Source organism: Streptomyces sp. NPDC087263, from assembly GCF_044744645.1.
Taxonomy (GTDB): Bacteria; Actinomycetota; Actinomycetes; order Streptomycetales; family Streptomycetaceae; genus Streptomyces.
In genome coordinates this window covers 105,942-129,006 of sequence record NZ_JBIUYT010000006.1, presented here as the reverse complement: position 1 = coordinate 129,006, position 23,065 = coordinate 105,942, and the positions used below count along the sequence as shown (strand labels likewise).

The following is a 23,065-nucleotide window of genomic DNA, read 5'->3' as shown; positions in this document are numbered from 1 at the left end:
CCACTGAAGTGGTTGAGCGGCCGTCAGGGCGGCTCGCGCGGGTGTCCCTTTGAACCTTGGGAGCAGGCCCACATGACCCAGCAGTCACTGGAGCCGAAGACCGTCGCGGACGACGCGGGCGCGGGTAGCCGCGTCCCCGCCGGACGGTCCTGGCTCGACCGGTACTTCCACATATCCCAGCGGGGAAGCTCCGTCGCGCGTGAGGTGCGCGGCGGCACCACCACCTTCATGGCGATGGCGTACATCCTGCTGCTCAACCCGCTGATCCTGTCCGGCAAGGACGTCGCCGGGAACACCCTCGGCCAGCAGGCGCTGATCACCGCGACCGCGTTCGCGGCGGCCTTCAGCACGCTCCTCATGGGCTTCTTCGGCAAGGTGCCGCTCGCCCTCGCCGCCGGACTCTCCGTCTCCGGCGTGCTCTCCTCGCAGGTCGCCCCGCAGATGACCTGGCCGCAGGCGATGGGCATGTGCGTGATGTACGGCGTCGTCATCATGCTCCTGGTCGTCACCGGCCTCCGCGAGATGATCATGAACGCCATCCCGCTGGCGCTGAAGCACGCGATCACCATGGGCATCGGCCTGTTCGTCGCGCTCATCGGCCTGGTGAAGGCGGGCTTCGTCCACCAGGGCGAGGCGACCCCTGTCTCCCTCGGCCCGAACGGCGAACTCGCCGGCTGGCCCGTGCTGCTCTTCGCCGCGACGCTGCTCCTGATCTTCATGCTCCAGGCCCGCGCCGTCCCCGGCGCGATCCTCATCGGCATCGTCGCCGGCACGGTCCTGGCCGTCGTCCTGAACGCCCTCGACGTCATCGACCCCAAGCAGTGGGCGAGCGGCGCCCCCGAACTGCACGGCAGTGCCGTCTCGATGCCGGACTTCTCGCTCTTCGGCGACGTCGAGTTCGGCGGCTGGGGCGAGGTCGGAGCGATGACGGTCGGCATGATCGTCTTCACGCTGGTGCTCGCCGGGTTCTTCGACGCGATGGCCACGATCATCGGCGTCGGCACGGAGGCCAAGCTGGCCGACGCGCAGGGCCGGATGCCGGGTCTTTCCAAGGCGCTGTTCATCGACGGCGCGGGCGGAGCGGTCGGCGGGGTCGCCGGCGCCTCGGGCCAGACGGTCTTCGTCGAGTCGGCGACGGGCGTCGGGGAGGGCGCCCGTACGGGCCTGTCCTCCGTGATCACCGGTCTGTTCTTCGCGGCCTGCCTGTTCTTCACGCCGCTCACCGCGATCGTCCCCGGTGAGGTCGCCGCGGCGGCTCTCGTCGTCATCGGCGCCATGATGATGATGAACGCCCGGCACGTCGACTGGGCCGACCGCGCCACCGCGATCCCGGTCTTCCTCACCGTCGTGATCATGCCGTTCACGTACTCCATCACCGCGGGCGTCGCGGCCGGAGTCATCAGCTATGTCGCCATCAAGATCGCCCAGGGCAAGGCCCGGGAGATCGGGGCGTTCATGTGGGGCCTGACGGTGATCTTCGTCGTCTTCTTCGCCCTCAACCCGATCGAGAGCTGGATGGGCGTGCACTGACACGCGCTACCAGATCCCCTGCACGCAACCGCTGTTAAGGAGACCGAGAGATGCTGGACATCGCCGAAGAGCTGCACCGGTGGGTCGAGCAGGGACGCGACTTCGCCGTGGCCACCGTGGTGGCCGTCGGCGGCAGCGCACCCCGTCAGCCCGGAGCGGCGCTCGCCGTCGACTCCGACGGCACGGCGATCGGCTCGGTCTCCGGCGGCTGCGTGGAGGGCGCGGTCTACGAACTGTGCCAACAGGCGCTGGAGGACGGGGAGTCGGCCCTCGAACGCTTCGGCTACAGCGACGACGACGCGTTCGCGGTGGGGCTGACGTGCGGCGGCATCATCGACATCCTGGTGACCCCGGTCCGCTCCGGCGACCGCGCCCGGCCGGTGCTCGCGGCCGCGCTGGCCGCCGCGGCGGGCGGGGAGGCGGCCGCGGTCGCGCGAATCGTGAGCGGGCCGGCCGAACTGCTCGGACGCGCTGTTGTCGTGCGCCCCGACGGTTCGTACGAGGGGGGCTTCGGCGCCCATCCCGAGCTGGACCGGACCGTGGTGGGCGACGCGGTCGCCTTCCTGGACGCGGGCCGCACCGGCACCCTGGAGATCGGAGAGCAGGGCTCTCGTTGTGGAGCACCGCTCACGGTTCTGGTCGAGTCGTCGGTCCCGCCGCCCCGCATGATCGTCTTCGGCGCGATCGACTTCGCGTCGGCGCTGGTACGCATCGGCAGGTTCCTGGGATACCGCGTCACGGTGTGCGACGCCCGCCCGGTCTTCGCGACAGCCGCCCGCTTCCCCGACGCCGACGAGATCGTCGTCGACTGGCCGCACAGGTTTCTGGCCCGTACGGAGGTGGACTCCCGGACGGTGCTGTGCGTACTCACCCACGACGCCAAGTTCGACGTCCCGCTGCTCCAGCTCGCGCTGCGGCTGCCGGTCGCGTACGTGGGGGCGATGGGGTCGCGACGGACCCACCTCGACCGGAACGAGCGCTTGCGGGAAGTCGGCGTGAGCGAGCTTGAGTTGGCGCGCCTCCGGTCGCCGATCGGGCTGGATCTGGGGGCCCGCACGCCCGAGGAGACGGCGCTGTCCATCGCATCGGAGATCGTGGCCAACCGGCGTGGGGGGAGTGGGGCGGCGCTGACCGGGGCGCATACGCCGATTCATCATGACGGGGCGTCGGCTCCGGCGTCGGTGGGGCGGATCGGGTCGGTCGCCTAGGGGGTGTCGTTCGGATCGCCACGGTTCAGGCCGCGGCGCATGGTGCGGTGCGTCGCAGGGCGCAGCATGACCCGCGGTCTGGGCGTACTCGGGTGATGCCACAACGCGGCGAGGTGCCGGGCGGGGCGTCGCGGACCCGAGGTGATCCAAGCGACATCCCCTAGCAAGTGCGTACGCCTGAGGGACCCGTCGTGGCACGCGGCGGGTCCCTCAGGCGTACCCGCCCACGTCACCCGCTGCCCAGGTGTATTGACCACGAGCGTTGTTGACAGTGGGCGGCGGAGACGTGCTCAAGGTTGGCGGCACGTTATGGACAAGGGGAAGCCGGCCGGAGTCGCGTGGCCGCCCACTGTCCCATCCCGTGGACGCCGCTTCATCGCACGATCTCTCCTCGGGAGGTTCAACCTGCACGAGGGCGCCTGACGCGTGATCAGGCATGTGGCGCGCCACCGTCCGCCGCCAGGCGCGTGAGCCACTCACGCAGCAGGCGCTGCTCGGCGTCGCTCAGGACATCGGCACCGTCGGGGAGGGCGGCGCGCAGCGCGCGGGCCGCGGCGGTGGGACCGGACTCCGAGGCGGGGACCACCGGGTCGGCGCGAGTGACAGCCGCGACCATGGACTCGCGCAGGACGGTCAACAGTGCCGGATTGCGGCGGTCCGCAGGGGTGGAGTGCCAGGTGGTGACCGCGCCCTGGCCGGTTGCCTGGATGATCTGGGCGGCCAGCTCCTCGTCGACCCGCAACCACCCTCCGGCCGCCAGCCGACGCACCCGCCCATGGAGGATCTCCAAGCCTGCGCGGTGTGCCGCGTCCGATCCCCGGCCGGTGGTCCGGTTCATCACCGCGAACAGCTCGGGGCGGGAGACCCCGAACTCGACCACCATGTCCCAGCCGCGGCGCAGCTCTTCCACCGGATCGTGTGGGGCGGGGTCGAGCTGCGCGCGCTTTCTCTCCAGGAACTGCGCGTAGCCGTGCTCGACGACGGCCTCAAGAAGCCCCTCCTTGTCGCCGAAGAGGCGATAGATCGCCGGCGGCTGCATTCCGGCCGCGGCTGCGACCGCGCGGGTGCTCACCGCGTCAGGGCCGCCAGTCTCCAGCAGCTCGACGGCGGCCTCGACGATGCGGCGCCGAGGGCTGTCGGTTGAGTCGCGCGTAGCCATGAACCGATGGTACCGAGGATCTGGTTCCATTGGAATTTCCAGTGTTACCGTAAATGTGATTCCATCGGAAACAGTTTACGGAGAGCTCAATGATCATCGTTACCGGAGCCAACGGAAAGCTCGGCCGCCGCACCGTCGAGCGCCTCCTGGAGCGCGTCCCCGCCGACCGCGTCGGCATCAGCGTCCGCGACCCCCTCAAGGCCCAGGACCTCGCCGACCGCGGCGTCCGCGTCCGGCAGGGCAGCTTCGACGACCCCACCTCGCTCGTACACTCCTTCGAGGGCGCCGAGCAACTGCTCCTCGTCTCCCTCGACCGCACAGGCCAGGAGTGCGTCAGTGGCCACCGCGCCGCCATCGACGCCGCCGTGCAGGCCGGCGTCGGCCGCATCCTCTACACCAGCCAGATGGGCGCCGCCCACGACGCCCGCTTCCAGGCATGCCGGGACCACGCCCAGACCGAGGACCTGTTGCACGCCACCGGCCTGCCCTGGACCGCGCTGCGCAACGGCTTCTACGCCTCCAGCGCCCTGCAGTTCCTGGAGCCCACCCGCCACACCGGCGACATCGCCCTCCCTGCGGACGGCCCCTTCGCCTGGACCGGCCACGACGACCTCGCCGAGGCCACTGCGGTGATCCTCGCCGGGGAGGCCCGCTTCGAGGGGCCCACCCCGCCGCTCACAGGCCCGGCGGCGCTCGACTTCGACACCGTCGCCGAGATCGCGTCCGAGGCCACCGGGCGGCCCTTCACCCGCACCGTCGTCCCCGACGACGTCTTCCGAAAGGAGGTCCTGGCGCACGGCGCCCCGGCCCCGATCGCCGACCAGATGCTGAGCATCTTCGCCGCGGCGCGGAATGGCGAGTTCACCGCTGTCGACTCGACGCTGGCCGAACTGATCGGGCGAAAGCCCGCCACTTTCCGTACCCAGCTGGAGCGTGCCTGGGCCGAATAGATCCAGTGGGGCGCGCAGACGGCGCGGCCCGACTCGCCGCCCACAAGGGCTCGTCCTCCGTCGCCCGAGGACGTCGATCACCCAGATCGGCGGCCTCGGGGCACAAGCCCAGGCTCCGCACCATCCCAGCGGTTTCCCGTGCCCCATCCCCGTGCCCGGCATCCGGCGTCTTGGACAACTCACCGCTGGGACGAACGCCCGAAGGGCCGGCCGCGATCCTTCGGCCCCGCTGCGGTCACTTCGGCAGATCGGCGGAGAGGAAGGGAGCAAGGAGCGCGAACAACGCGTCGGGGCGGTCGAGGGGGATGATGTGGCCGCAGTCCTGGAGGTGGTGTCCGACCAGGTCATCGGCGATGGGACGGAGTTGGCGTTCGAGCCCGGTGCCGACGGGGTGAGAGCCGACGGCCATGGTGGGCATGGTCAGCCGAGCCGTCGCGACGGCGTCCTGGATCTGCTGCGCGCTGGTGGGCAGGGCCCGGTAAGAGGAGAACGCGCAGCGCAGGGCCTCGCTCCCGGTGTGCGCGTGAATGAAGGCCGCACGGATGTCGTCGGGTACTCCTCGCCCGAGCGTCCCCGAGTCGAGGAACCAGTCGATGTACGGGGCCTCGTTGCCGGCCAGGACGGTCTCGGCGAGGCCGGGGACGGCGTGGAAGCCGAACCACCACGGGGCACCGCCCGAGAGGACGTGTTCTGCTCCGGGCAGGCGGCCGAGCAGCGCCTCCATCACGACCAGGCGCCGGACGAGGCCGGGCCGGCGCAGCGCGAGCAGGACGGCGGGGGCGGTGCCCGCGTCGATGCCGACCACCGCTGCCGAAGGCTCGCCGAGTGCGTCGAGCAGCCCTTCGGCGTCGGCGGCGAGGGTGCCTGCGTCGTAACCTTCGGCGGCTCGTGTACTGGCACCGAAGCCTCGCAGGTCCGGGGCGATGACCCGGTACTGCTCGGCCAGTCGGCCCATGATGCCGCTCCAGAGTTGCCAGGTGTGCGGGAAGCCGTGCAGCAGGAGAACCGCGGGTCCGTCCCCGGCGATTGCGACGTTGAGCTGGACGCCGTTCGTCGCGACGCGGCGTAGTTGGTGTGCGGTGGTGACGGGCATGACGGCTCCTCCTGATGGTTACCATTGGTGACCACAGAACGATAGGTAACTGTCCGACCGCTTCCTAGACGGCACTTTCAGGAAAGGTGGTGAGCCACAGGTGACCACCCGTGGAGCTCGGTCCGCCGGTCGCGGGGTACGCGGCGATCTGTTCGATCCCCAGTGCCCGACGCGGCAGTTGCTGGACCGCATAGGTACGAAGTGGACGTCCATGGCCGCCAAGACGCTCGCCGATGCCGCACCGGACGAGGTGCGCTTCGCGGAGCTGAGACGCCGGATGCCCGGCGTCTCGCAGAAGATGCTGTCCGTGACGCTGCGAAGCCTGACCCGCGACGGGCTGGTGTCGCGCCGGGTCGAACCGACCGTGCCGCCGCGGGTCTTCTACCGACTCACCGGACTCGGCCTGTCCCTTGAAGCCGCGCTTGCGGAGCTGCGGACCTGGGCGGAGGAGCACATGGCCGAGATCGACCGCGCCAACGAAGCCGCCGACCAGGCGGTCGATGAGGGATAGGCAGGCCGGTTCCGCGCTCAGCACTGGTGGCTCGGGTACTCGATGTAGCAACGCCGAACGCACCGAAGCCCTGGCGGACTTCCTCCACACCTACAACTACCACCGGTGCCACACCGCACTCGACGGCCGACCACCCATCAGCCGCGTCAACACCCCTGCGGGTCAATACACCCAGGCAATCTCCTGCGCAGCGTATTGACGTGAGCACGTCCCTCGACGACTCTCCTGTGGGAGCGCTCCCGCAAGTCCCTGGCGACCGTTGCGAATCAGGAGTGACCCAGATGAGACGTGCCTCGACGTGGCTTGCCGCCCTGTCGCTCGGGTTGGCGGCCCTTACCCTCGCACCATCCGAAGCGCAGGCCGCGGGCTCCCTCGACCGCGGCCCCTCCCTCTACGTCCCCGACGCCAACCCGGCGGCGTACCGGCAGGCGTTGGACCTGGCCCGCGCGGGCCGACCCCTCGACGCCGCGGGCGTCGTGGCGATGGTGAACACCCCGCAGGCCGTCTGGTACGGAGATCAGACGCCGGCCCAGGTGGAACGGCTGATCCGCGGGGTCACGCGCGATGCGGACCGGGACGGCGCGATCCCGGTGTTCGCGCTGTACAACGTCCCGGGGCGCGACTGCTCCAACTACTCAGGAGGCGGGGCCTCCAACACCGCGGAGTACAAGGCGTGGATCGACGCGGTGGCGCACAGTATAGGGAGCCGCGACGCCTTGGTGACCCTCGAACCCGACTCCCTCGCCCTCCTCCCCGCCGACTGCGGCCAGGATGACGCGCAGGGCACGAAGACCACGGCCCGGTACACGGAGGTCAACTACGCGGTGTCCGTGCTGGAACCGCTGCCGGGAACGCGCGTGTACCTGGACACCGGCCACCCCGGCTGGCACACCGTCAACTCCATCGTGCCGCGCCTGATCAAGGGCGGCGTCGCGCACGCCTCCGGCTTCTACATCAACGCCTCGAACTACAACACCGACGACGCCAACTCCTGGTACGGCAAGCTGATTTCCTCGTGCCTCGCGTACGTCGACGCAGGCGTCGACGTGGCGGCGTGCCCCCACCAGTGGTGGCCGCGGGCCGACGCGCAGGCCTGGCTCGACTCTCATGTACACGTGCCGGCGTCCCGGATGAAGCACTTCGTCACGGACTCCAGCCGCAACGGACAGGGCCCCTGGACCCCGCCCGCCGGCAAGTACCCCGACCCCCAGGACTGGTGCAACCCCCCGAACCGCGGCCTGGGCGCCCGCCCGACCCTGCGCACCGGCGACCCCTTGCAGGACGCCCGACTGTGGATCAAAACCCCGGGCGAGTCGGACGGCCTGTGCCTGCGCGGCACACCGGGCCCCGAGGACCCGGAGCGCGGGATGATCGACCCCGCCGCGGGGGACTGGTTCCCCGAACAGGCCCTGGAACTGGTGCGGTTCGCCGACCCGCCGATTCTGGGCTGAGGTTCGGCCGAGCAGGCTCGCCTGTTCGCTCTTCAGGCGAGTGAAGCGCGCGAGTGTACTCCATCAACTCCCCGCCGGGAAACGGCAGGAGCGACAGGTGCTGTTCAAAGTCACCCTCCGCCCAGCACGCGGCCGTGATCTCCTAGCCGTAGACGTGCGCGCAGAGCTCAGGCAGGGCCGAGGGCACCTCCTCCTGGAGGGTGTCAGCCGGTGTGAGTCAGCCTCTGACGTGGGCTCCGACCTGAGCCTCTCTTCCGTCAGTCAGGCTGACGCGTCAGCTCCGGGTCAGGGGATGTCGAGGGCCTGGCGCGCTGAACTGATGACCCGGTGCGCGTCGGCGCCGTACACCGCGGACTCCCGCAGCGTGTTCCAGGTACGGAGGTACGTGCTCACGCTCGCCTCGTCCTCGATCCACAGCTCGGAGTGCCACGTCTCGACGATCACGCGGCTGTCGTCGTAGATCCAGAAGGCCGTGGCGGGCGGAATCCTCAGCGAGGCGCTGAGCGGGATTATCCCCAACTCGACGGTGTCCAGGCCGACGGCTCCGGACAGCCGGTCGAGCTGCGCTGCCAGGACGGACGGCGGGCAGATCAGTGCCCGGAGCGCGGCCTCCCACATGATGATGTGGAAACGCTTCGCGGGGTTGTACAGCATCTCTTGGCGCTTGATGCGGGAGCGCACGGCTTCCTCGGTGTCATGGGGCGACTGCTGGAGTTCGGTGTAACGGGTGAAGATGTGCCGGGCGTAGTCCGGGGTCTGCAGAATGCCCATGATCATGGACGGCTCCCAGCCCCGGAACACGCTGGCGGTCGTGTGCTCGGCCAGGTGCGTGTCCTGTACCGGCTTGTGTCCCGAGGCCAGCTGCCGTCGCCATGACCGGATGTGCGACTCGAACCCCCTGAGTCTGGCGAGCAGTTCGTCGTACACGTCCGGCTGCCCGGTCCCCTCAGTCCACGCCTGCAGGTCTTCGGGAGTGGCGGTCTGCTTGCCGTTCTCCAGCTTGCTGACCTTCGGTTGTGGCCATCCGAGCCGCCGGGCCAGCGCGGAACCGGTGAGCCGTCCATCAGGGGCGGACAGCCGCAACTCGCGCAGCCGCACCCCGAGCGCTTCGCGCGCCTGCTGGTAGTCAGTCGTCACCGGTTCTGCTCACCCGCCTACTTCGCGGCCAGACCCGCTGCGAACTCCTCGTGCGGGACGGCGTAGTGCCAGGCGCCATCGCGCGCCTGGGCGTACCGGTTGACCTCGACGGGCTCCGTGATCAGCTCCACGCTGACGAGATTGTCGGCGTCGTCGAAGTTGAGCTGGGCCACCAAGCGCGAGTCGAAGATCCAGAAGTCCGTGTCGGGGAGCTGGAGTCGTTCGGCGTCGGCGCGCCACAGGTTTCGGATGTCCTCGCCGACGGCGCCGTTCCGCCGGGCGTTGTCGAGCAGGTAGAGCTGCCCAGGGGTTGGCGGGTTGTCGACGATGCGGACACGCTCGAACCGCTTGCCCAGCGTGGTCTGTTCGCGGCGTTCGGCACACCATTCGGCGTCGACTCCCTCCCAGTTGACGGGCTCGCCTCGGGTGAACTGTGCGTAGGTGTCGGTCACCTCATCGGACGCGTACCGGCGGCGGGTCTCCAGCCTCCAGGCCGTGTGCTCGAACTGGGTGAACAGCCGGTCGAACTCATCCAGGCCGATGATGTCCGGCACGCGGGCGACCTCCTTGGGGCCGAAGTCGACGAGCAGTTCGCGCGGTACCACGATGGGTACTTCGCCCTCCCCGAGGTGCCGCAGATGGGCGATGTCGTCAGGGTCGGTGAGCGCCGGTCCGTGGATGATCACTTCGCCGGTGTCGAGGTCTTCGTGCACGGTGGGGCAGCCGTTCACGCCGCTGCCCGTGCCGTTGAAGCGCAGTCGTCGGGCCATGATCAGGTCCTTTCGGAGGGGACTGATCCATTCATGATCACCGTGCTCGGGGCCGGGCGGTACAGGTACGCCGTGCCTTCGCAGATATAAACAGCTATAGCTGACTTCGTATCGCGAATAACTGAGCATACGTGCTGGACCTCTCAACTGGAGTTCACCGAGGCTGAATTCATGGCAACAGCGCAGCAAGAGCCGAACACCACGGACGTCACAGTGGCGGTCGAGACTCTGCGGGAAGCACTGACTGCGGCGGGGATCGTGCTGCCGTCGCTGGGGGCGGATGTGGCGTCGCCCTCACTGAACCTGATCACCCTCGGCCGGGTGCGCGTGGATGTCGTGCTGCGGTTGGCCGGCGTGATCCAGCGGGGGTGCGTATGAACGGATACACACCGGAGATCGGTGATCTCGTATGGGACGAGACGACGGGCAAGGTCGGCCGGGTCGTGGACCGCGTCGGCCCGCACTGGCAGCTCAAGCCGCCCGGCGGTGGGAGGGAGTGGGACGCGCACGGCCTCCTACGGCCGGTTACGGCGGCGGAGAGGCTATCGGCGGGCGTTGCTCTGGCCAACGCCCGGAGCCGGGGAGAGCTGCCGTGAGCGGGGTTGAGTGGCAGTGGCGCGGCGGCGGCCGTGGCCACCTGCGGGCCGTTACCGGCAACGAGCAGTTCGTCCGGCATCAGGGGGCGTACCAGAAGTACTTCGAGCATGCGTCGGCGTGCCCGGACTGCGTGGACGCTGTGTGCCCCGAGGCGCGGCGCCCTGTGGCGCGTGGTCCGGGGACGAGCAGAGTCCGACGACTAGTTAATTGCCCCTGAAGTAGTCGGGCCGCCCGCTGGGGCGACTTGCTGACCCGAAGCGCGGTAGCCCTCATGTCGGTACCCGTGTTGTCGCCAAGAGAGCACGAAACAGGGATTTGGGTGCCACGACTGGGGAGCAAGCGCCGGACTCGCCGCACCCCGGTCGCTGATGGCACCATCGGCCGTCTGAATCCCCCCTTTTCCCTCAGTGGAGTTGGGGCATACGATCCCCAGTAAGGCGGGGTCGTAGCACAGAGGTAGTGCGCCGCGACAGCATCTCGGAGGACGTCGGTTCGAATCCGACCGCCCCGCCCCTCTCACAGAGTGACGACGCCTCGTGAACCCAAAATGCAGTTGGTGCCAGGCAACCTGCCGACCCCATGTCGACCACCACGGCCGCCATCTCGCAACGTGAACTGTCGAGCCCCACATGCCGATCGGCCACGGTGTGGGTCCTGCCGCCCGCCGTGGTCAGGGCCGCCGCAGCAGTCTCTCGGCGGCCCGCCCGAACATCCACCGCCCCGTCCACGCCAGCCCCCGGTCGAGGAACCCCGGCAGCAGGCGCACCCTGATCTCCTCCCGCCACATCACCCGCGAACCCCCGCCGTCCTCCGCATGCACCTCGATCTCGGCCCATCCCGTCACGAACGAGCCGCGCTTGACCAGCCGGCACATGCCCGGAACGCCGTCCCCCGGGGGCTGCCACGTGACGACCTCCATCGGGTCGTCGAAGGCCACGGGGCCGATCCCCGACCGCGCCACGAACAGGGTGCCCTCGTGGGTCGGCGGCGCCGTGACCACGGTGACGCGGGTCAGCGGGACCACATCGGCGTGCCGCTGCCAGTCGGTGAGGCGTCGCCAGCTCTGGTCGACGGGATACGGAGACACGCGCTCCAGCAGGAATAGGGCCACGGGGTGATCGTAGGCGGCGGAACGTGAGGTGCATTGTCACCGAACCGCCTGAAATGGGGAGCCATCCCTCTACCGTCCACTGCCGGATACATCTGACGGGGGATCGGGCCCATGGGGCGCATCTGTGCCCTTGACGTGCCTGGTCGACATGGGGTGATCATGGGCCGTGACCCGCGCTCTGTCGACGCCGCCCGTTATCGCTTCCGGCTCGCTCGCCGACTCCCCTCAGCCCGTGCTCCCCGTCGCGCGGGGCTTGCTCCTGCGGCCCTGGGAATCGGCCGACGCGCCGGTGTTCCTGTCCGCCTACGAGGATGACGAGATCCGCCGGTGGCACACGAACCGGCCATCGACCGAGGGTCAGGTTCGGGAGTGGTTCGACGCGTACCGCCAGGACTGGATACGGGAGAAGGGCGGACACTGGGCAGTCACCGGCGACAGCGGTCAGGTACTCGGTCGGATCGCCCTACGCGGCCTGGACTTCGACGACGGCATCGCCGGCGTCGCGTACTGGGTGCTCCCGGCTGCCCGCGGCGCCGGCGTGGCCTCGCAGGCACTTGAGGCGCTCAGTTTCTGGGCGCTGCACCAGATCGGCTTCTTCCGCCTGGAGTTGGACCACTCGACGCGCAACGAGGCCTCGTGCCGGGTCGCCGCAACATGCGGATACGACCTGGAAGGAACCAAGCGCAGCGCGGCCGTGCACGACGACGGCCGACACGACATGCACGGGCACGCCCGCGTCCGCGTTCCCGTCCGAGGCCACTGAGGCCCTCTCGCCGTTCCGCGACGCCTTGAACATGTACGGGCTTGTCCGCAGGCTCGGCCAGGGTGTCCACTACCGGGCCACCGACTCCGCATGGGAGTACCCACCGTTTCAGCAGCCAGGAGGCCGCGGTGAAACCCCCCGCTCCCCAGTCCATCGCGCCCGAGCAGCTCACCATCGTCCCCGCCAACCAGGCGTCCTGGGGCGACCTGCGGGCGATCTTCGGCACCGCCGACTACCCCGCCAAGTGCCACTGCCAGCACTACAAGGTCCGTGACTCGCAGTGGGCCGCGGTCTCCGACGCCGAGCGCGCCGAGCGGCTGCGTGAGCAGACCGCCTGCGGAGACCCGGAGGCGCGCACGACCAGCGGGCTCGTCGCCTACCTGGGCAGCGAGCCGGTCGGCTGGTGTGCGGTCGAGCCGCGGACCGCGTACCCGCGTCTGCTGCGTACCCGGACCCCGTGGACCGGACGGGACGAGGACAAGAGGGACGACACCGTCTGGGCCGTCACCTGCCTCGTCACGCGCAAGGGCTACCGCAGGCGCGGCGTCACCTACGCGCTCGCCCGTGCCACCGTCGGCTTCGCCCGTGACCGTGGCGCTCGCGCGCTGGAGGCCTACACGATGATCACCCAGCCCGGAAAGGAGATCACCTGGGGCGAGTTGCACGTAGGCAGCCGTGATGTGTTCGCCGACGCAGGTTTTGCCGAGGTCAGTCACCCGAGCCCGCGACGCGTCGTCATGCGCGTCGACTTCTGAGCGCTTCGGCACGCTACTGCGACTCGGGGCGCTTCCCGACGCTCGCCGGAACTCCCTTTGTCCGTGGGGTGAGTTGCCGTCTCCATGCCGATCGTTGACAGTCGGGGCGCGGCTGCGAGCCGACCGCACCCTCTCCGGTGACCGCACCCAGGGCGTCCGGGTGCCCGTCACCTTCGCCGGGCAGAACCCCGACGACGGCCTTGGTACCACCGGGGGCAGCACGGTCGGCAGCACCACCGGCCGAACCCCCCGGCACGAGCACGGCCGGCGGCAGCCTCGCCGCCACCGGCGTCACTGTCCCGGGTGCGGCGGCACCGGCCGCGCTGCTCACGGTGGGCGGCTGGTTCGTCCACCGCCGTGCACAGGCGAAGCGGTAGCCGTACGACGCCGTACGACAACGAGGGCTCCCCGCACACCGCGGGGAGCCCTCGTACACGTACCAAAGGTCAGGCAGCGACCGGCAGCCCCGGCGTGCGGAAGACCCGGTGCTCGGCGTCGACCGCGAACACCTCGCAGCCCTCCCGCGCGGCAGCCCATTCGATGCCCTCAGGGCCCATCGCGAACGCGGCGGTCGCCGTGGCGTCGGCTTCGGTCAGTGAGGCGGCCACGACGGTCATGCTGAGCAGTCCGGTCGCCGGTCGGCCGGTGCGCCCGTCGACGATGTGGTCCCCGCGTTCGTACCGCGCGGACGTCGCCACCGCGCCGTCGGCGATCTCCAGCACCTGGCACAGCCGGTCGGCCTGCTCGGGGTGGCGTACGCCCACCCGCCACGGGCCGCCCACCGAGGCCACGTCGCCACCGGCGTTCAGGCAGAACCTCGCCGCCCCGCGCGCCGTCAGCAGATCCGCGGCCCGCTGCACCGACCAGCCCTTCACCATCGCGCAGGGATCAAGGCCGCGGCCCGGCAGCCGCACCTGGAAGGCGCCGCGGGTCGCGACCCGGTAGTCCTCGCACAGGTCGAGGACCTCGACCAGATCGGGGCTGAGTTCATGGGGTTCCAGCTCGCCCCGGTCCAGCCGGGACACCTCGCTGTCGGGCTTGAACGGGCTGAACCGCGCGTCGACCTCGCGCAGCCACCCGAACACCGCGTCCGCGGCCTCGTCGGAGGCGTCCCCGTCGTCGATCCGCAGCGACACCGGGAACCCCATCACCTGCTCAACTCGCCGCACCTCAGGCGACCTTCGCGTCGATGGCGGCCTGGAGGGACTCCTTGTAGCCGTCGCTGGTGATCGTGGCGCCGGAGACGGTGTCGATGTCCGCGCTCTGCGCCTGAAGGGTCTCCTGGATCAGCACGGGCACGGCGGCCGTGGTCTGCGGGTGATTCGGCTGCACCAGCATCCGTACGGAGGCGATCGTGTCGCCCTCGAAGGTCACCTCGACCTGCACGTCGCCCTTCTCGGTGGCGACGGTGCTGCCCTGGACGACCTGAGTTGCGGCGGCCGACGCGGACGGCGAGGAACCCGAGGATGAGGGGGGTGAAGGGGATGAAGGGGACGAGGGCGCAGGGGCCGCCGGCGCGGCGACCGTGGTGTCGGCCGTCGTGTCGGCGCCCGGTTGGTAACGCCACACCGTGATCAGGCCCAAGGCGGACAGGGCGACGACAGGCAGTACTCGCTTCACGGTGTTCCCCTCATCCAGCCAGGCTGAAGCGCTCGGAATGGATCTGCGGTCCGGGCACGCCCAACTCGCGCAGCGTGCGCAGGACTACGCCGGTCATGGCGGGCGGGCCGCACACATAGACGTCCCGGTCGGCGAGGTCGGGCACGAGCCTGACGAGCTCAGGCGGCGCGAGCCGGTCCGGCACCGGCGGTCCGGTGATCAGGTGCAGCACCGCGCCCTTCGCGTGGGCGAGGTCGCGCAGCTCGTCGTAGAGGACGGCGTCCCGGTCCCTGGCGACCCGGTAGATGAGCACCACGTGGCCTTCCAGTTCCTCAAGGAGCGCCCGCATCGGGGTGATGCCCACACCGCCGGCGATCAGCAGGGCGTCCGGCCGCGTCCGGTGCATCGTGGTGAAGGCGCCGTACGGGCCCTCGGCGAAGACCCGGGTGCCGACCTTCACGTGCCGCAGGGCGGCGGTGCCGGCGCCGGCCGTCTTCGCGGTCAGGCGCAGCGTCCGGCCGTCCGGGGCGGCGGACAGCGAGAACGGGTTGGCCTGCCACCACCGGTCTCTGGTCAGGAACCGCCACAGGAAGAACTGGCCTGCCCGCGCGGGCAGTTGGTCCAGGTCACGCCCCGTCATGTAGATCGACACGACGTTGTCGGACTCGGGGACGACCGCGGAGACCCGTAGCTGGTGGCGCAGGTTCCGCCAGAGCGGGAGCACCACCCGGCCCAGGAACACCGCACCGAGCGCCGTGCCCCACATGCCCCACCAGTACGCCGTGGCCGCCGACGAGGTGGTGAACGTCGTACCGACCCCGACCTGGTGCGTGAACGCCAGCACCACGGCCACGTAGGTGTAGAGGTGGATGAAGTGCCAGGTCTCGTACGCCAGTCGGCGCCGGGCGTACCTCGCCGACACCGCGCCTATCACCATGATCAGCACCAGCGCCACGATCGCCCGCAGCACGCCCTCGACGGTCTCGGCCAGGTTCACCAGCTGGTCCACCGGACCCATCGACGAGGACTCGGCGTAGCCGAAGGTGATGAAGACGGCGTGTCCGAGCAGCGTCCACAGCAGACCGAAGCCGACCCAGCGGTGCCAGGACGTCAGCCGGTCCATGCCGATCCGCCGGTCGAGCCAAGGCAACCGGGCCACCAGCAGCAGCTGGAACGCCATCAGAAGAGCGCCGTACAGCCCGCACAGCCGCCCCAAAAGGATCAGGGCGTTCGTGTCGCGCGGGGACTGGAGGAAGAAGAAAGCCACCACGCCCACGTTCACCGCCAGCAGGGCGTACAGGCCCGCGCGGGCCACCACCTTCGGGCGTACCGCCGTGGGGGGCGGTTGGAGACGTTCGACAGTCGTCACGGACGGGAGCTCCTCGTTCGGGTCCGGGGACACCGAGCCTGCCGGGTGGGAGCTGTCGTTTTCCTGTCGGGTGACTTTCAACTTCTTACCGATACGCGTCCGGCGAGCCCGCGGGTATGGCGTCCGGAGACAGGTGAAGCACTATGGGCACGTGGAAAAAGTACGACTTCTCGTTGTGGACGACGATCCGCCCATCGCCGACCTGGTCGCGACGGTCGCCCGCTACGAGGGGTGGGAGGCCGTCACCGCCAACACGGGCGAAGAGGCGCTGAGCCGCGCCGCCGAGTTCCATCCGGACATCGTGGTGCTCGACCTGATGCTCCCCGGCCTCGACGGCTTCGGCGTCCTGGACCGGCTGCGCCGGACCGGCACGATGGTGCCCGTGGTGTTCCTGACCGCGCGGGACGGCGTGGCCGACCGGGTCGCGGGCCTCACCCGGGGCGGCGACGACTACCTCGTCAAGCCGTTCGCCGTGGAGGAGCTCATGGCGCGGCTGCGGACCGTGCTGCGCCGCGCGGCCGGTCCCGGGTTCCAGCGGTCCGTGCTCAGGGTGGCCGACCTGACGATGGACGAGGACACCCGCGAGGTACGGCGCGACGAGAAGCTCCTCACACTCACCCCCACCGAGTACGAGGTGCTCCGCTACCTGATGCGCAAGTCGCCCACCGTGCTCACCAAGGCCCAGATCCTCGACCACGTATGGGAGTACGGCTTCGGGGGCCGCTCCAATGTCGTCGAACTGGTCGTCAGCCGTCTGCGCCGCAAGCTCGACGGCTTCGACGAGGCGGGCGAACCGCTGCTCCACACCGTGCGGGGCGTCGGGTACGTGGTGCGGCAGGTCGCGGAGTGATCCGCCGGTTCCGGGGGGCCTACCGCAGGATGCGCCTCGGCACCCGGCTGGCCCTGGGTCTTGGCGTGCTGTCGCTCGTGGCGTTCGCCGTCGTCGGCACGGCGCTTTCGATGTCCATGCGGGACTACCTGGAACGCCAGCTGAGCGAACAGATGAGGCTCGTCCAGCTCACCCAGACCGAGGACGTCAAGGCGAACGACGACATGCACGGCGAGCCGTACTGGGGCTGGTACACGGCCTCTTACCAGGTCTCGGGCGGTACGGCCACGATCCGGCTGCCCGCCGACGCGCCGGCGGACGACGCCGCACTCGCCGCCACTGCCGAGGCGCTGTCCGCCTCGGATTCCGACGAACTCGTCCGTATCGCCGACATCAAGGGGGAGGGCACCTACCAGCTGCGCGCCTGCGCCGTCGAACCCGGCGTGGTCCTGGTCACCGCGGCGCCCATGAAAGGCATCGACGACACCATGCGGCAGCTGGTGACGGTCCAGGTCGTCGCGTTCCTGCTGGCGCTGCTCGCGCTCGTCGTGATCGGCCGGGCGGCCCTGCGGCGCGGCCTGAAACCGCTCAGCGACATGGCGCACACGGCCCGCGGCATCACCTCGCACGACTTCACCGAGTCGGCCCGGCTGCCGGTCCGCGCCGACCGCGGCAACGGCGGCCCCGAGGTCGAGGAACTGCGCACCGCGTTCAACACCATGCTGGAGCACATCGACGACTCCCTCGCCGTCCGCACCGAGGCCGAACAACGCCTGCGCCGCTTCGTCGCCGACGCCTCGCACGAGCTGCGCACCCCCCTGATGTCGGTACGCGGCTACGCGGACCTCTTCCAGTACGCGGCCGCCAACGAGCCCGCGGAACGCGACAAGCACCTGGCCCGCCTGCGCGCCGAGGCTGCCAGGATGGGCGTACTCCTGGACGACCTGCTGTTGCTCGCACGCCTGGACGCCGGCGAGGTCGAGGCACCGCTCCGCCTGGTGGACGCCGACCTGGCGGAGCTGGCACGCGAGGCGGCCGACGCCTTCCGCGCCGGCCACCCCGAGCACGAACTGACCCTGACAACAGGGCCCGAGCCGGTCCGGCTGCGCCTCGACCCCCTGCGTATCCGGCAGGTACTCGACAATCTCCTCACCAACTCCGCGGTGCACACCCCGGTCGATACGAAGGTGTCCCTGGACGTGTCCGTCTCCTTCGGTGCGGCGGTGGTGCGGGTCGCCGACTCGGGCCCGGGCATTCCCGCCGACGACCAGGAACGAGTCTTCGACCGCTTCTACCGCGTCGACAAGGCCCGCACCCGCGACCGGGGCGGCAGTGGACTGGGCCTGGCGGTCGCCCTGTCCCTGGTGCGAGCCCACGGCGGCACGGTCGAACTGACCAGCCGCCCGGGTGCGACGGTGTTCACCATCAGGCTTCCCCTCTGATGTCCACCATCGGGCTCCCTCTCTGAGGGGAAGCCGTCGGCGTCCGTGGCCTCACTCGCTGTGCAGCACCTCCGCGATCGTCAGCCGCGCCGCACGCCGGGCCGGGACGTACGCCCCCAGGACCGCGATCGCGACGCCCGCCAGGGCCATGCCGGCCAGCGCCGGGGCCTGCCAGACGTCCGTCATGTACGAGGGCAGGGAGATGGACACCGCGTCCGCCATGAGCGGCACCACCAGGTGGTGGCCCGCGATGCCCAGCGGGATGCCGAACAGCGAGCCGATCGCGCCGAGTACGGCCATCGAGGTCACCATCATCGCGGTGACCTGCCGTGGCGTCATGCCGATGGACTTGAGCATGCCCAGATCCCGGCGGCGGTCACGGGTGTTGAGGACGACCGTGTTGAAGACGCCGAGCGAGGAGACCACGGCGAGTATCAGGGTGAGGACCGTGGCGGAGCCGATGATGGTCTGGACGATGGTGTTCGGCCCCTTCGGCGTCGGGCTGATCCCGGGGTCGGCGGCGCCTGCCGCACGTGCGTAGGCGACCGGATCCGTACCCTCGTCGAGCTTGACGTGGTAGGCGATGGGCTTCTCCTGGGGGGCCAGGGCCGTCATGGTCGACCAGCCGGTGGCGATCTTGTCCCCGGCGCTCTCCATGAACTCTCCGACGATGGTCACCTCCTCCTGGCGGTCGCCCTTCGCCAGCTCGAGGTGGTCGCCGACGGCCAGGCCCCGCACTCGCAGGAAGGCCGAACCGGCCACGACCTCGCCCGTGCGCTGCATCCACCGGCCCTCGGTGAGCACGTTGTCCAACTGCGGCCGGTCCCCGCGGCGGCCCTCGAACGTCACCTGCTGTGTGGTGCCCGCGATGTGCACGTCCGCGTCCGCCCGGGCGGTGACCTCGCTCGCGCCGGGCAACGAGCCCAGCAGCGACTGGAGTTCGAGATCGCTGTGCACCGGCTTGATCTCCGTGCCCTGCTGGTATCTGCTCGCGTAGACCGTGACCTGGTAGGCGTCGAGTCCCGCCTCCCCGAACCTGGTCATCGTCGTGGCCAGACCGGTCGCGAACGTCACGGTGGTCACCCCGAGGACCACCGCGGCGAGCGTGAGGCCGCTCCGGCCCGGCCGGGCGAACGGCAGCCCAAGGCCCAGGCTCATCGACCGCGGCAGCCTGCTGCCCGCCAGCCGGCGCTGGATGCCCAGCGCCCGCCCGGCACGCGGGGCACTGCCCGCGCTGATCGCCCGCGCCGCGGACAGCCGGTGCGCGCGCGCCGAGGGGGCGAGCGCGGCAAGGACGCAGACGCCGGGCATACCGAGCAGGGCGAGAGCGTTCACCCAGGTCGGGATGCCGACAGTGCCGTGGAACACCCCCGCCTCGGGCCCGGTGAACACGAACTCGAAGAAGGGACGCGCCAGGGCGTTGCCGAGAACGGTGCCGAGCACGCAGCCGGCGAACGCGGGGACCGAGGTCATCGTGAGGTAGACGGCGACGACCTGTCCCGGCGTGAACCCCAGGGCCTTGAGGATCCCGATGTGCCGCAGGCCGGAAACCACCGCGCCGCCCACCACGTTGGCGACGATGAGCACCGCCACCACGATCCCGAGGATGCCGAAGGCCATCAGGTACGGGGCGTACGCCCGCGCCGAACTGCCGATCGCCTGCTTGAGGGTGAGATACGACTGGGGAGAGGTCAGCGCGTCCTTCGGCAGCCCTTCGGTGACGGAGACCAGGTTCGCGTCGATCCGGCTCTGCGACGAGGCGTCCGTGAAGCGGAAGAGCATCTGAGTGGTCGTCGGGTGCAGTGCCGCCATCTGTTCGGGGGCGACCCAGGCGTCGGCGGTGCGGCTCAGGTCGAAGGCGAACCCGACGATGGTGAGGGCCGGGCCCGAGGACACCTGGACCTTCCTGCCCAGGTCGTCCGGGCCCCAGCCCGGGTACCGGTTCACGACGATCTCGCCGGGCCCGGTGGCCCAGCGGCCCGCCCAGAGGTCCAGCCGGCCCACCGGGCCTTGCGGGTCGGAGCGGCCCACGACCGTGGTCGCGCCGTTCACGGGGTATTGGGCGGGATCCATCGGCAGGTCGATGGTGACCTGGGCGAAGGGCCCCGCGGCGGCCGCGACCCCGGGCTGCCGGGCCGTCTGCGCCAGCTGCGCGTCGGACACCTTGGAGGGATCGAACGCGGCGACGACATGCGGGCCGCGTTGCGCGGCGAACGCCTTGTCGAACGGCGCGGACGCCGCGTCGACCAGGCCGAGTGCGATCACCATCGCCCCGGTCGAGGCCAGCGTGACCAGCGCGATGACGAGTGTCTGGAGCCTGCGCCGCCGCACCGCCGCGCGGGCGGCCCGCCACACCGCCCTCATGCGGACGGCTCCAACGCGTGCTCGCCGGTCACCCGGCCGTCGGCGACCTCGACAAGCCGGCTGGCGCACCGCCGGGCGAGCTGCTCGTCGTGCGTGACCAGGATCAGCGTCTGGCCGATCTGGTTGAGGTCGAGCAGCAGGTCCATCACCTGCTCGCCGGCCCGGCTGTCCAGGGCGCCGGTCGGCTCGTCGGCCAGCAGCAGCGCGGGGCGGTTCATCAACGCCCGGGCCACGGCGACGCGTTGGCGTTCGCCGCCGCTGAGCACCGCGGGATAGGCGTTCCTGCGGTCCGCGATGCCGAGTTCGTCGAAGAGCTCGAGCGCGCGGCGACGGGCCTGCCGGGCGGGACTGCCGGTCAGCTGCGCGGCCAGGGCGACGTTGTCCAGCGCCGACAGGTCGTCGATCAGGTTGAAGAACTGGAAGATCATGCCGATGCGACGCCGCCGGTACAGGGCGAGTCCCTTCTCACTCAGTCCGCCCACGTTCTCGCCATGCACCACGACCGTGCCGCCCGTCGGACGGTCAAGACCGGCGATCATGTTGAGCAGGGTGGACTTGCCACACCCCGAGGGACCCATCACGGCGACGGCCTCCCCGGCGCGGATCTCCAGCGACACGCCGTCCAGCGCCGTCGTCTCGCCGAACTCCTTGCGTACGCCGTCGAGTTGTACGACGGGTTCTTCTCTGCTGTTGTTGCTGCCCTCGGTGACCATGTACAGGACGCTAATTCGGGCGCCGTGCCCAGGACATCCCTCCCCGGGTGGCAAACCGACCCGCTCCTCATCCTGGAGATGCAGGGCCCTGCGTCCACCGGCCGATGCGGACCGGGCGGTCATCTGCGAAGGTGAGCCCGTGGGGAAGTGGGAGCTGGACGCGCTGGTGGCGGCGCTCGGGGTGGCATGTACGGCCGCCGGATGGCTGGGGGTCGCGTGGGCGGGTACCCGGCGCCGGTGGCAGTCGGCAGTGGGGGAACGCGGCTGGCTCCTTGAGCGGGAGCGGCAGAGCGCCGCCCAGGACGCGGTCGCGGCCGAACGCGACCGCATCGCCCGGGAGTTGCACGACATCGTCAGCCACAATGTCAGCCTCATGGTCGTCCAGGCCGGGGCCGCCCGCGAGGTGCTTGGCACGATGCCCGACGAAGCCGCGAAGGCACTGCGGGCCGTCGAGGACGCGGGACGCGGCGCGATGACCGACCTGCGACACCTGCTGGGCTTGCTGGCCCCGTCACAGAGCGGCGAGGAGGAGGACCAGGACGTGGACTTGGGCGCGGGCGGTGCGAGAAGGTACTACGGCGGTACGGCGGGACTGGCGCCCCAGCCCGGCCTCGGCCGCCTTGGCCAACTCGTCGACCGGATATCGTTCGCCGGGCTGCCCGTCGAGGTGCGGATCTCCGGCGAGCCGCGCCCGCTGCCGGCCGGGATCGACGTGACCGCGTACCGGATCGTCCAGGAGGCCCTGACCAACGCGCTCAGACACGGCGACGGCGGCAGCGCCGAGGTGACCGTGCGGTACGCGGACCACGCGCTGCGCGTGGAGGTGCTGAACACCGGCCCGAGCATCCTGACCGGCGGTGCGCCGGTGCCGTCGCTGCCGGTCCCACGACACCGGGAGGGCGCGGGCCGCGGACTGCTGGGCCTGCGCGAGAGGGTCGCGGTGTACGGCGGGGACCTGGACGCCCGGCGCCGTCTCGGCGGCGGATTCCGGGTCCGGGCGCGCATCCCGCTGGACCGGCCGTGAACGCAGGCGTGGGCGAGCGTGCCCCCCGTGTGCTCGTCGTCGACGACCAGACGCTCATCAGGACCGGCTTCCGGCTGATCCTCACCGCCCGCGGCATCGAGGTCGTCGGCGAGGCGGCCGACGGCGCGGAGGCGGTGGCGGCGGCCCGTGAACTCCGTCCCGACGTCGTGCTGATGGACATCCGCATGCCGAACATGGACGGCCTGGAGGCCACTCGCCGCATCCTGGCGCAGGCTCCGGACTGCCGGGTCCTCATGCTGACGACCTTCGACCTGGACCGCTATGTGTACGCGGCGCTGTCGCTCGGAGCCAGCGGTTTCCTGCTGAAGGACGTCACCCCCGAACACCTCGCGGCGGCCGTACGCCTCGTCGACACCGGCGACGCCCTGCTGGCCCCGTCGATCACCCGACGCCTGGTGGAGCGCTTCGCCTCGGACACCGGCCGCCCACCCGCACCGCACGCCGACCTCGCGTCCCTGACACCCCGTGAGCTGGAGGTCCTCACCCTGCTGGGCCGAGGCCTGTCCAACACGGAACTGGCCGGCGAACTGACCCTGAGCGAGGCCACGGTGAAGTCCCACGTGGCCCGGATCTTCGCCAAACTGACCCTCCGCGACCGCTCCCAGGCGGTGGTCCTCGCGTACGAGACGGGGCTCGTCAAGGCGGGGGAGCCGGGAGCGAGTTCCTAAT

23 protein-coding genes and 1 tRNA gene are annotated in these 23,065 nt (G+C 70.5%); 14 read left to right on the top strand and 10 right to left on the bottom strand.

The annotated features are described in order from the left end of the window. Positions 1-72: 72 nt before the first annotated feature. Positions 73-1,530, top strand: coding sequence for an NCS2 family permease (locus ACIPC1_RS20935; RefSeq protein ID WP_402518976.1), 1,458 nt, complete (start codon positions 73-75; stop codon positions 1,528-1,530). 50 nt (positions 1,531-1,580) lie between these two features. Then, a complete protein-coding gene (locus ACIPC1_RS20930; RefSeq protein ID WP_402518975.1) occupies positions 1,581-2,738 on the top strand; it encodes an XdhC family protein in 1,158 nt (385 codons plus the stop codon). Positions 2,739-3,168: 430 nt separating this feature from the next. Here ACIPC1_RS20930 and ACIPC1_RS20925 read toward each other — a convergent pair whose 3' ends face one another. Then, the gene (locus tag ACIPC1_RS20925) at positions 3,169-3,897 is read right to left on the bottom strand and encodes a TetR/AcrR family transcriptional regulator (protein WP_402518974.1); all 729 of its coding nucleotides are present in this window, start codon (positions 3,895-3,897) and stop codon (positions 3,169-3,171) included. 89 nt (positions 3,898-3,986) lie between these two features. On the opposite strand from ACIPC1_RS20925, the gene ACIPC1_RS20920 reads away from it, so the two are divergent. Further along, entirely contained in the window at positions 3,987-4,847 is an 861-nt protein-coding gene (locus ACIPC1_RS20920) for an SDR family oxidoreductase (protein WP_402518972.1), read from the top strand. Between the two features lie 235 nt (positions 4,848-5,082). Here ACIPC1_RS20920 and ACIPC1_RS20915 read toward each other — a convergent pair whose 3' ends face one another. Continuing rightward, the gene (locus ACIPC1_RS20915) at positions 5,083-5,940 is read right to left on the bottom strand and encodes an alpha/beta fold hydrolase (RefSeq protein ID WP_402518970.1); all 858 of its coding nucleotides are present in this window, start codon (positions 5,938-5,940) and stop codon (positions 5,083-5,085) included. Positions 5,941-6,040: 100 nt separating this feature from the next. Between ACIPC1_RS20915 and ACIPC1_RS20910 the strand changes: the two genes are divergently transcribed. Together ACIPC1_RS20910 and ACIPC1_RS20905 are read left to right on the top strand one after the other, a co-directional pair. Next, the gene (locus ACIPC1_RS20910) at positions 6,041-6,451 is read left to right on the top strand and encodes a winged helix-turn-helix transcriptional regulator (protein WP_402518968.1); all 411 of its coding nucleotides are present in this window, start codon (positions 6,041-6,043) and stop codon (positions 6,449-6,451) included. A 281-nt stretch (positions 6,452-6,732) separates the two neighbouring features. After that, a complete protein-coding gene (locus ACIPC1_RS20905) occupies positions 6,733-7,902 on the top strand; it encodes a glycoside hydrolase family 6 protein (protein WP_402518967.1) in 1,170 nt (389 codons plus the stop codon). Positions 7,903-8,187: 285 nt separating this feature from the next. Here the strand turns inward: ACIPC1_RS20905 and ACIPC1_RS20900 are convergent, their stop codons facing one another. Together ACIPC1_RS20900 and ACIPC1_RS20895 are read right to left on the bottom strand one after the other, a co-directional pair. After that, on the bottom strand, positions 8,188-9,039 hold the full coding sequence (locus ACIPC1_RS20900) for a helix-turn-helix domain-containing protein (protein WP_402518965.1): 852 nt from the start codon (positions 9,037-9,039) through the stop codon (positions 8,188-8,190). 17 nt (positions 9,040-9,056) lie between these two features. Continuing rightward, entirely contained in the window at positions 9,057-9,809 is a 753-nt protein-coding gene (locus ACIPC1_RS20895) for a DUF6879 family protein (protein WP_402518964.1), read from the bottom strand. Positions 9,810-9,980: 171 nt separating this feature from the next. Between ACIPC1_RS20895 and ACIPC1_RS20890 the strand changes: the two genes are divergently transcribed. The 3 genes from ACIPC1_RS20890 to ACIPC1_RS20880 all read left to right on the top strand — a co-directional run bounded on the left by ACIPC1_RS20890 (position 9,981) and on the right by ACIPC1_RS20880 (position 10,918). Beyond that, positions 9,981-10,187 carry a hypothetical protein gene (locus ACIPC1_RS20890; protein WP_402518963.1) on the top strand — a complete coding sequence of 69 codons (207 nt, stop codon included), beginning with the start codon at positions 9,981-9,983 and terminating at the stop codon, positions 10,185-10,187. Next, positions 10,184-10,405: a hypothetical protein gene (locus tag ACIPC1_RS20885; RefSeq protein ID WP_402518961.1), complete on the top strand. Its 222-nt coding sequence runs from the start codon at positions 10,184-10,186 to the stop codon at positions 10,403-10,405. The genes ACIPC1_RS20890 and ACIPC1_RS20885 overlap by 4 nt, the downstream gene beginning before the upstream one ends. A 438-nt stretch (positions 10,406-10,843) precedes the next feature. Then, positions 10,844-10,918: transfer RNA gene (locus ACIPC1_RS20880), tRNA-Leu, on the top strand. A 158-nt stretch (positions 10,919-11,076) separates the two neighbouring features. On the opposite strand, the gene ACIPC1_RS20875 is transcribed toward ACIPC1_RS20880, so the two are convergent. Beyond that, a complete protein-coding gene (locus ACIPC1_RS20875; RefSeq protein ID WP_402518960.1) occupies positions 11,077-11,517 on the bottom strand; it encodes an SRPBCC family protein in 441 nt (146 codons plus the stop codon). A 166-nt stretch (positions 11,518-11,683) separates the two neighbouring features. Here ACIPC1_RS20875 and ACIPC1_RS20870 point away from each other — a divergent pair, with 166 nt between their 5' ends. Both ACIPC1_RS20870 and ACIPC1_RS20865 read left to right on the top strand, forming a co-directional pair. Continuing rightward, a complete protein-coding gene (locus ACIPC1_RS20870; protein WP_402518958.1) occupies positions 11,684-12,280 on the top strand; it encodes a GNAT family N-acetyltransferase in 597 nt (198 codons plus the stop codon). 128 nt (positions 12,281-12,408) lie between these two features. Next, on the top strand, positions 12,409-13,035 hold the full coding sequence (locus tag ACIPC1_RS20865; RefSeq protein ID WP_402518956.1) for a GNAT family N-acetyltransferase: 627 nt from the start codon (positions 12,409-12,411) through the stop codon (positions 13,033-13,035). A 446-nt stretch (positions 13,036-13,481) separates the two neighbouring features. Here ACIPC1_RS20865 and ACIPC1_RS20860 read toward each other — a convergent pair whose 3' ends face one another. The 3 genes from ACIPC1_RS20860 to ACIPC1_RS20850 are packed head-to-tail and all read right to left on the bottom strand — an operon-like array spanning position 13,482 to position 16,003. Further along, a complete protein-coding gene (locus ACIPC1_RS20860) occupies positions 13,482-14,204 on the bottom strand; it encodes an FAD:protein FMN transferase (RefSeq protein WP_402518954.1) in 723 nt (240 codons plus the stop codon). A gap of 1 nt (position 14,205) precedes the next feature. Then, positions 14,206-14,655 (bottom strand): FMN-binding protein, encoded by a 450-nt coding sequence (locus ACIPC1_RS20855; protein WP_402518952.1) that lies wholly within the window; start codon positions 14,653-14,655, stop codon positions 14,206-14,208. A gap of 10 nt (positions 14,656-14,665) precedes the next feature. Next, a complete protein-coding gene (locus ACIPC1_RS20850; protein ID WP_402518950.1) occupies positions 14,666-16,003 on the bottom strand; it encodes a ferric reductase-like transmembrane domain-containing protein in 1,338 nt (445 codons plus the stop codon). A gap of 151 nt (positions 16,004-16,154) precedes the next feature. Here ACIPC1_RS20850 and ACIPC1_RS20845 point away from each other — a divergent pair, with 151 nt between their 5' ends. Next, positions 16,155-16,853, top strand: a complete 699-nt coding sequence (locus tag ACIPC1_RS20845) for a response regulator transcription factor (protein WP_402518948.1) — start codon at positions 16,155-16,157, stop codon at positions 16,851-16,853. Further along, on the top strand, positions 16,850-18,274 hold the full coding sequence (locus ACIPC1_RS20840) for an ATP-binding protein (protein ID WP_402518947.1): 1,425 nt from the start codon (positions 16,850-16,852) through the stop codon (positions 18,272-18,274). The genes ACIPC1_RS20845 and ACIPC1_RS20840 overlap by 4 nt, the downstream gene beginning before the upstream one ends. Positions 18,275-18,325: 51 nt before the next feature. Here ACIPC1_RS20840 and ACIPC1_RS20835 read toward each other — a convergent pair whose 3' ends face one another. Continuing rightward, positions 18,326-20,638, bottom strand: a complete 2,313-nt coding sequence (locus tag ACIPC1_RS20835; RefSeq protein WP_402518946.1) for an FtsX-like permease family protein — start codon at positions 20,636-20,638, stop codon at positions 18,326-18,328. Continuing rightward, the gene (locus ACIPC1_RS20830) at positions 20,635-21,351 is read right to left on the bottom strand and encodes an ABC transporter ATP-binding protein (RefSeq protein ID WP_402518944.1); all 717 of its coding nucleotides are present in this window, start codon (positions 21,349-21,351) and stop codon (positions 20,635-20,637) included. The genes ACIPC1_RS20835 and ACIPC1_RS20830 overlap by 4 nt, the downstream gene beginning before the upstream one ends. Positions 21,352-21,490: 139 nt before the next feature. Between ACIPC1_RS20830 and ACIPC1_RS20825 the strand changes: the two genes are divergently transcribed. Both ACIPC1_RS20825 and ACIPC1_RS20820 read left to right on the top strand, forming a co-directional pair. Beyond that, a complete protein-coding gene (locus tag ACIPC1_RS20825; RefSeq protein WP_402518943.1) occupies positions 21,491-22,375 on the top strand; it encodes a sensor histidine kinase in 885 nt (294 codons plus the stop codon). After that, on the top strand, positions 22,372-23,064 hold the full coding sequence (locus ACIPC1_RS20820) for a response regulator (RefSeq protein WP_402518942.1): 693 nt from the start codon (positions 22,372-22,374) through the stop codon (positions 23,062-23,064). Before ACIPC1_RS20825 ends, ACIPC1_RS20820 begins: the two co-directional genes overlap by 4 nt. Position 23,065 lies beyond the last annotated feature (1 nt).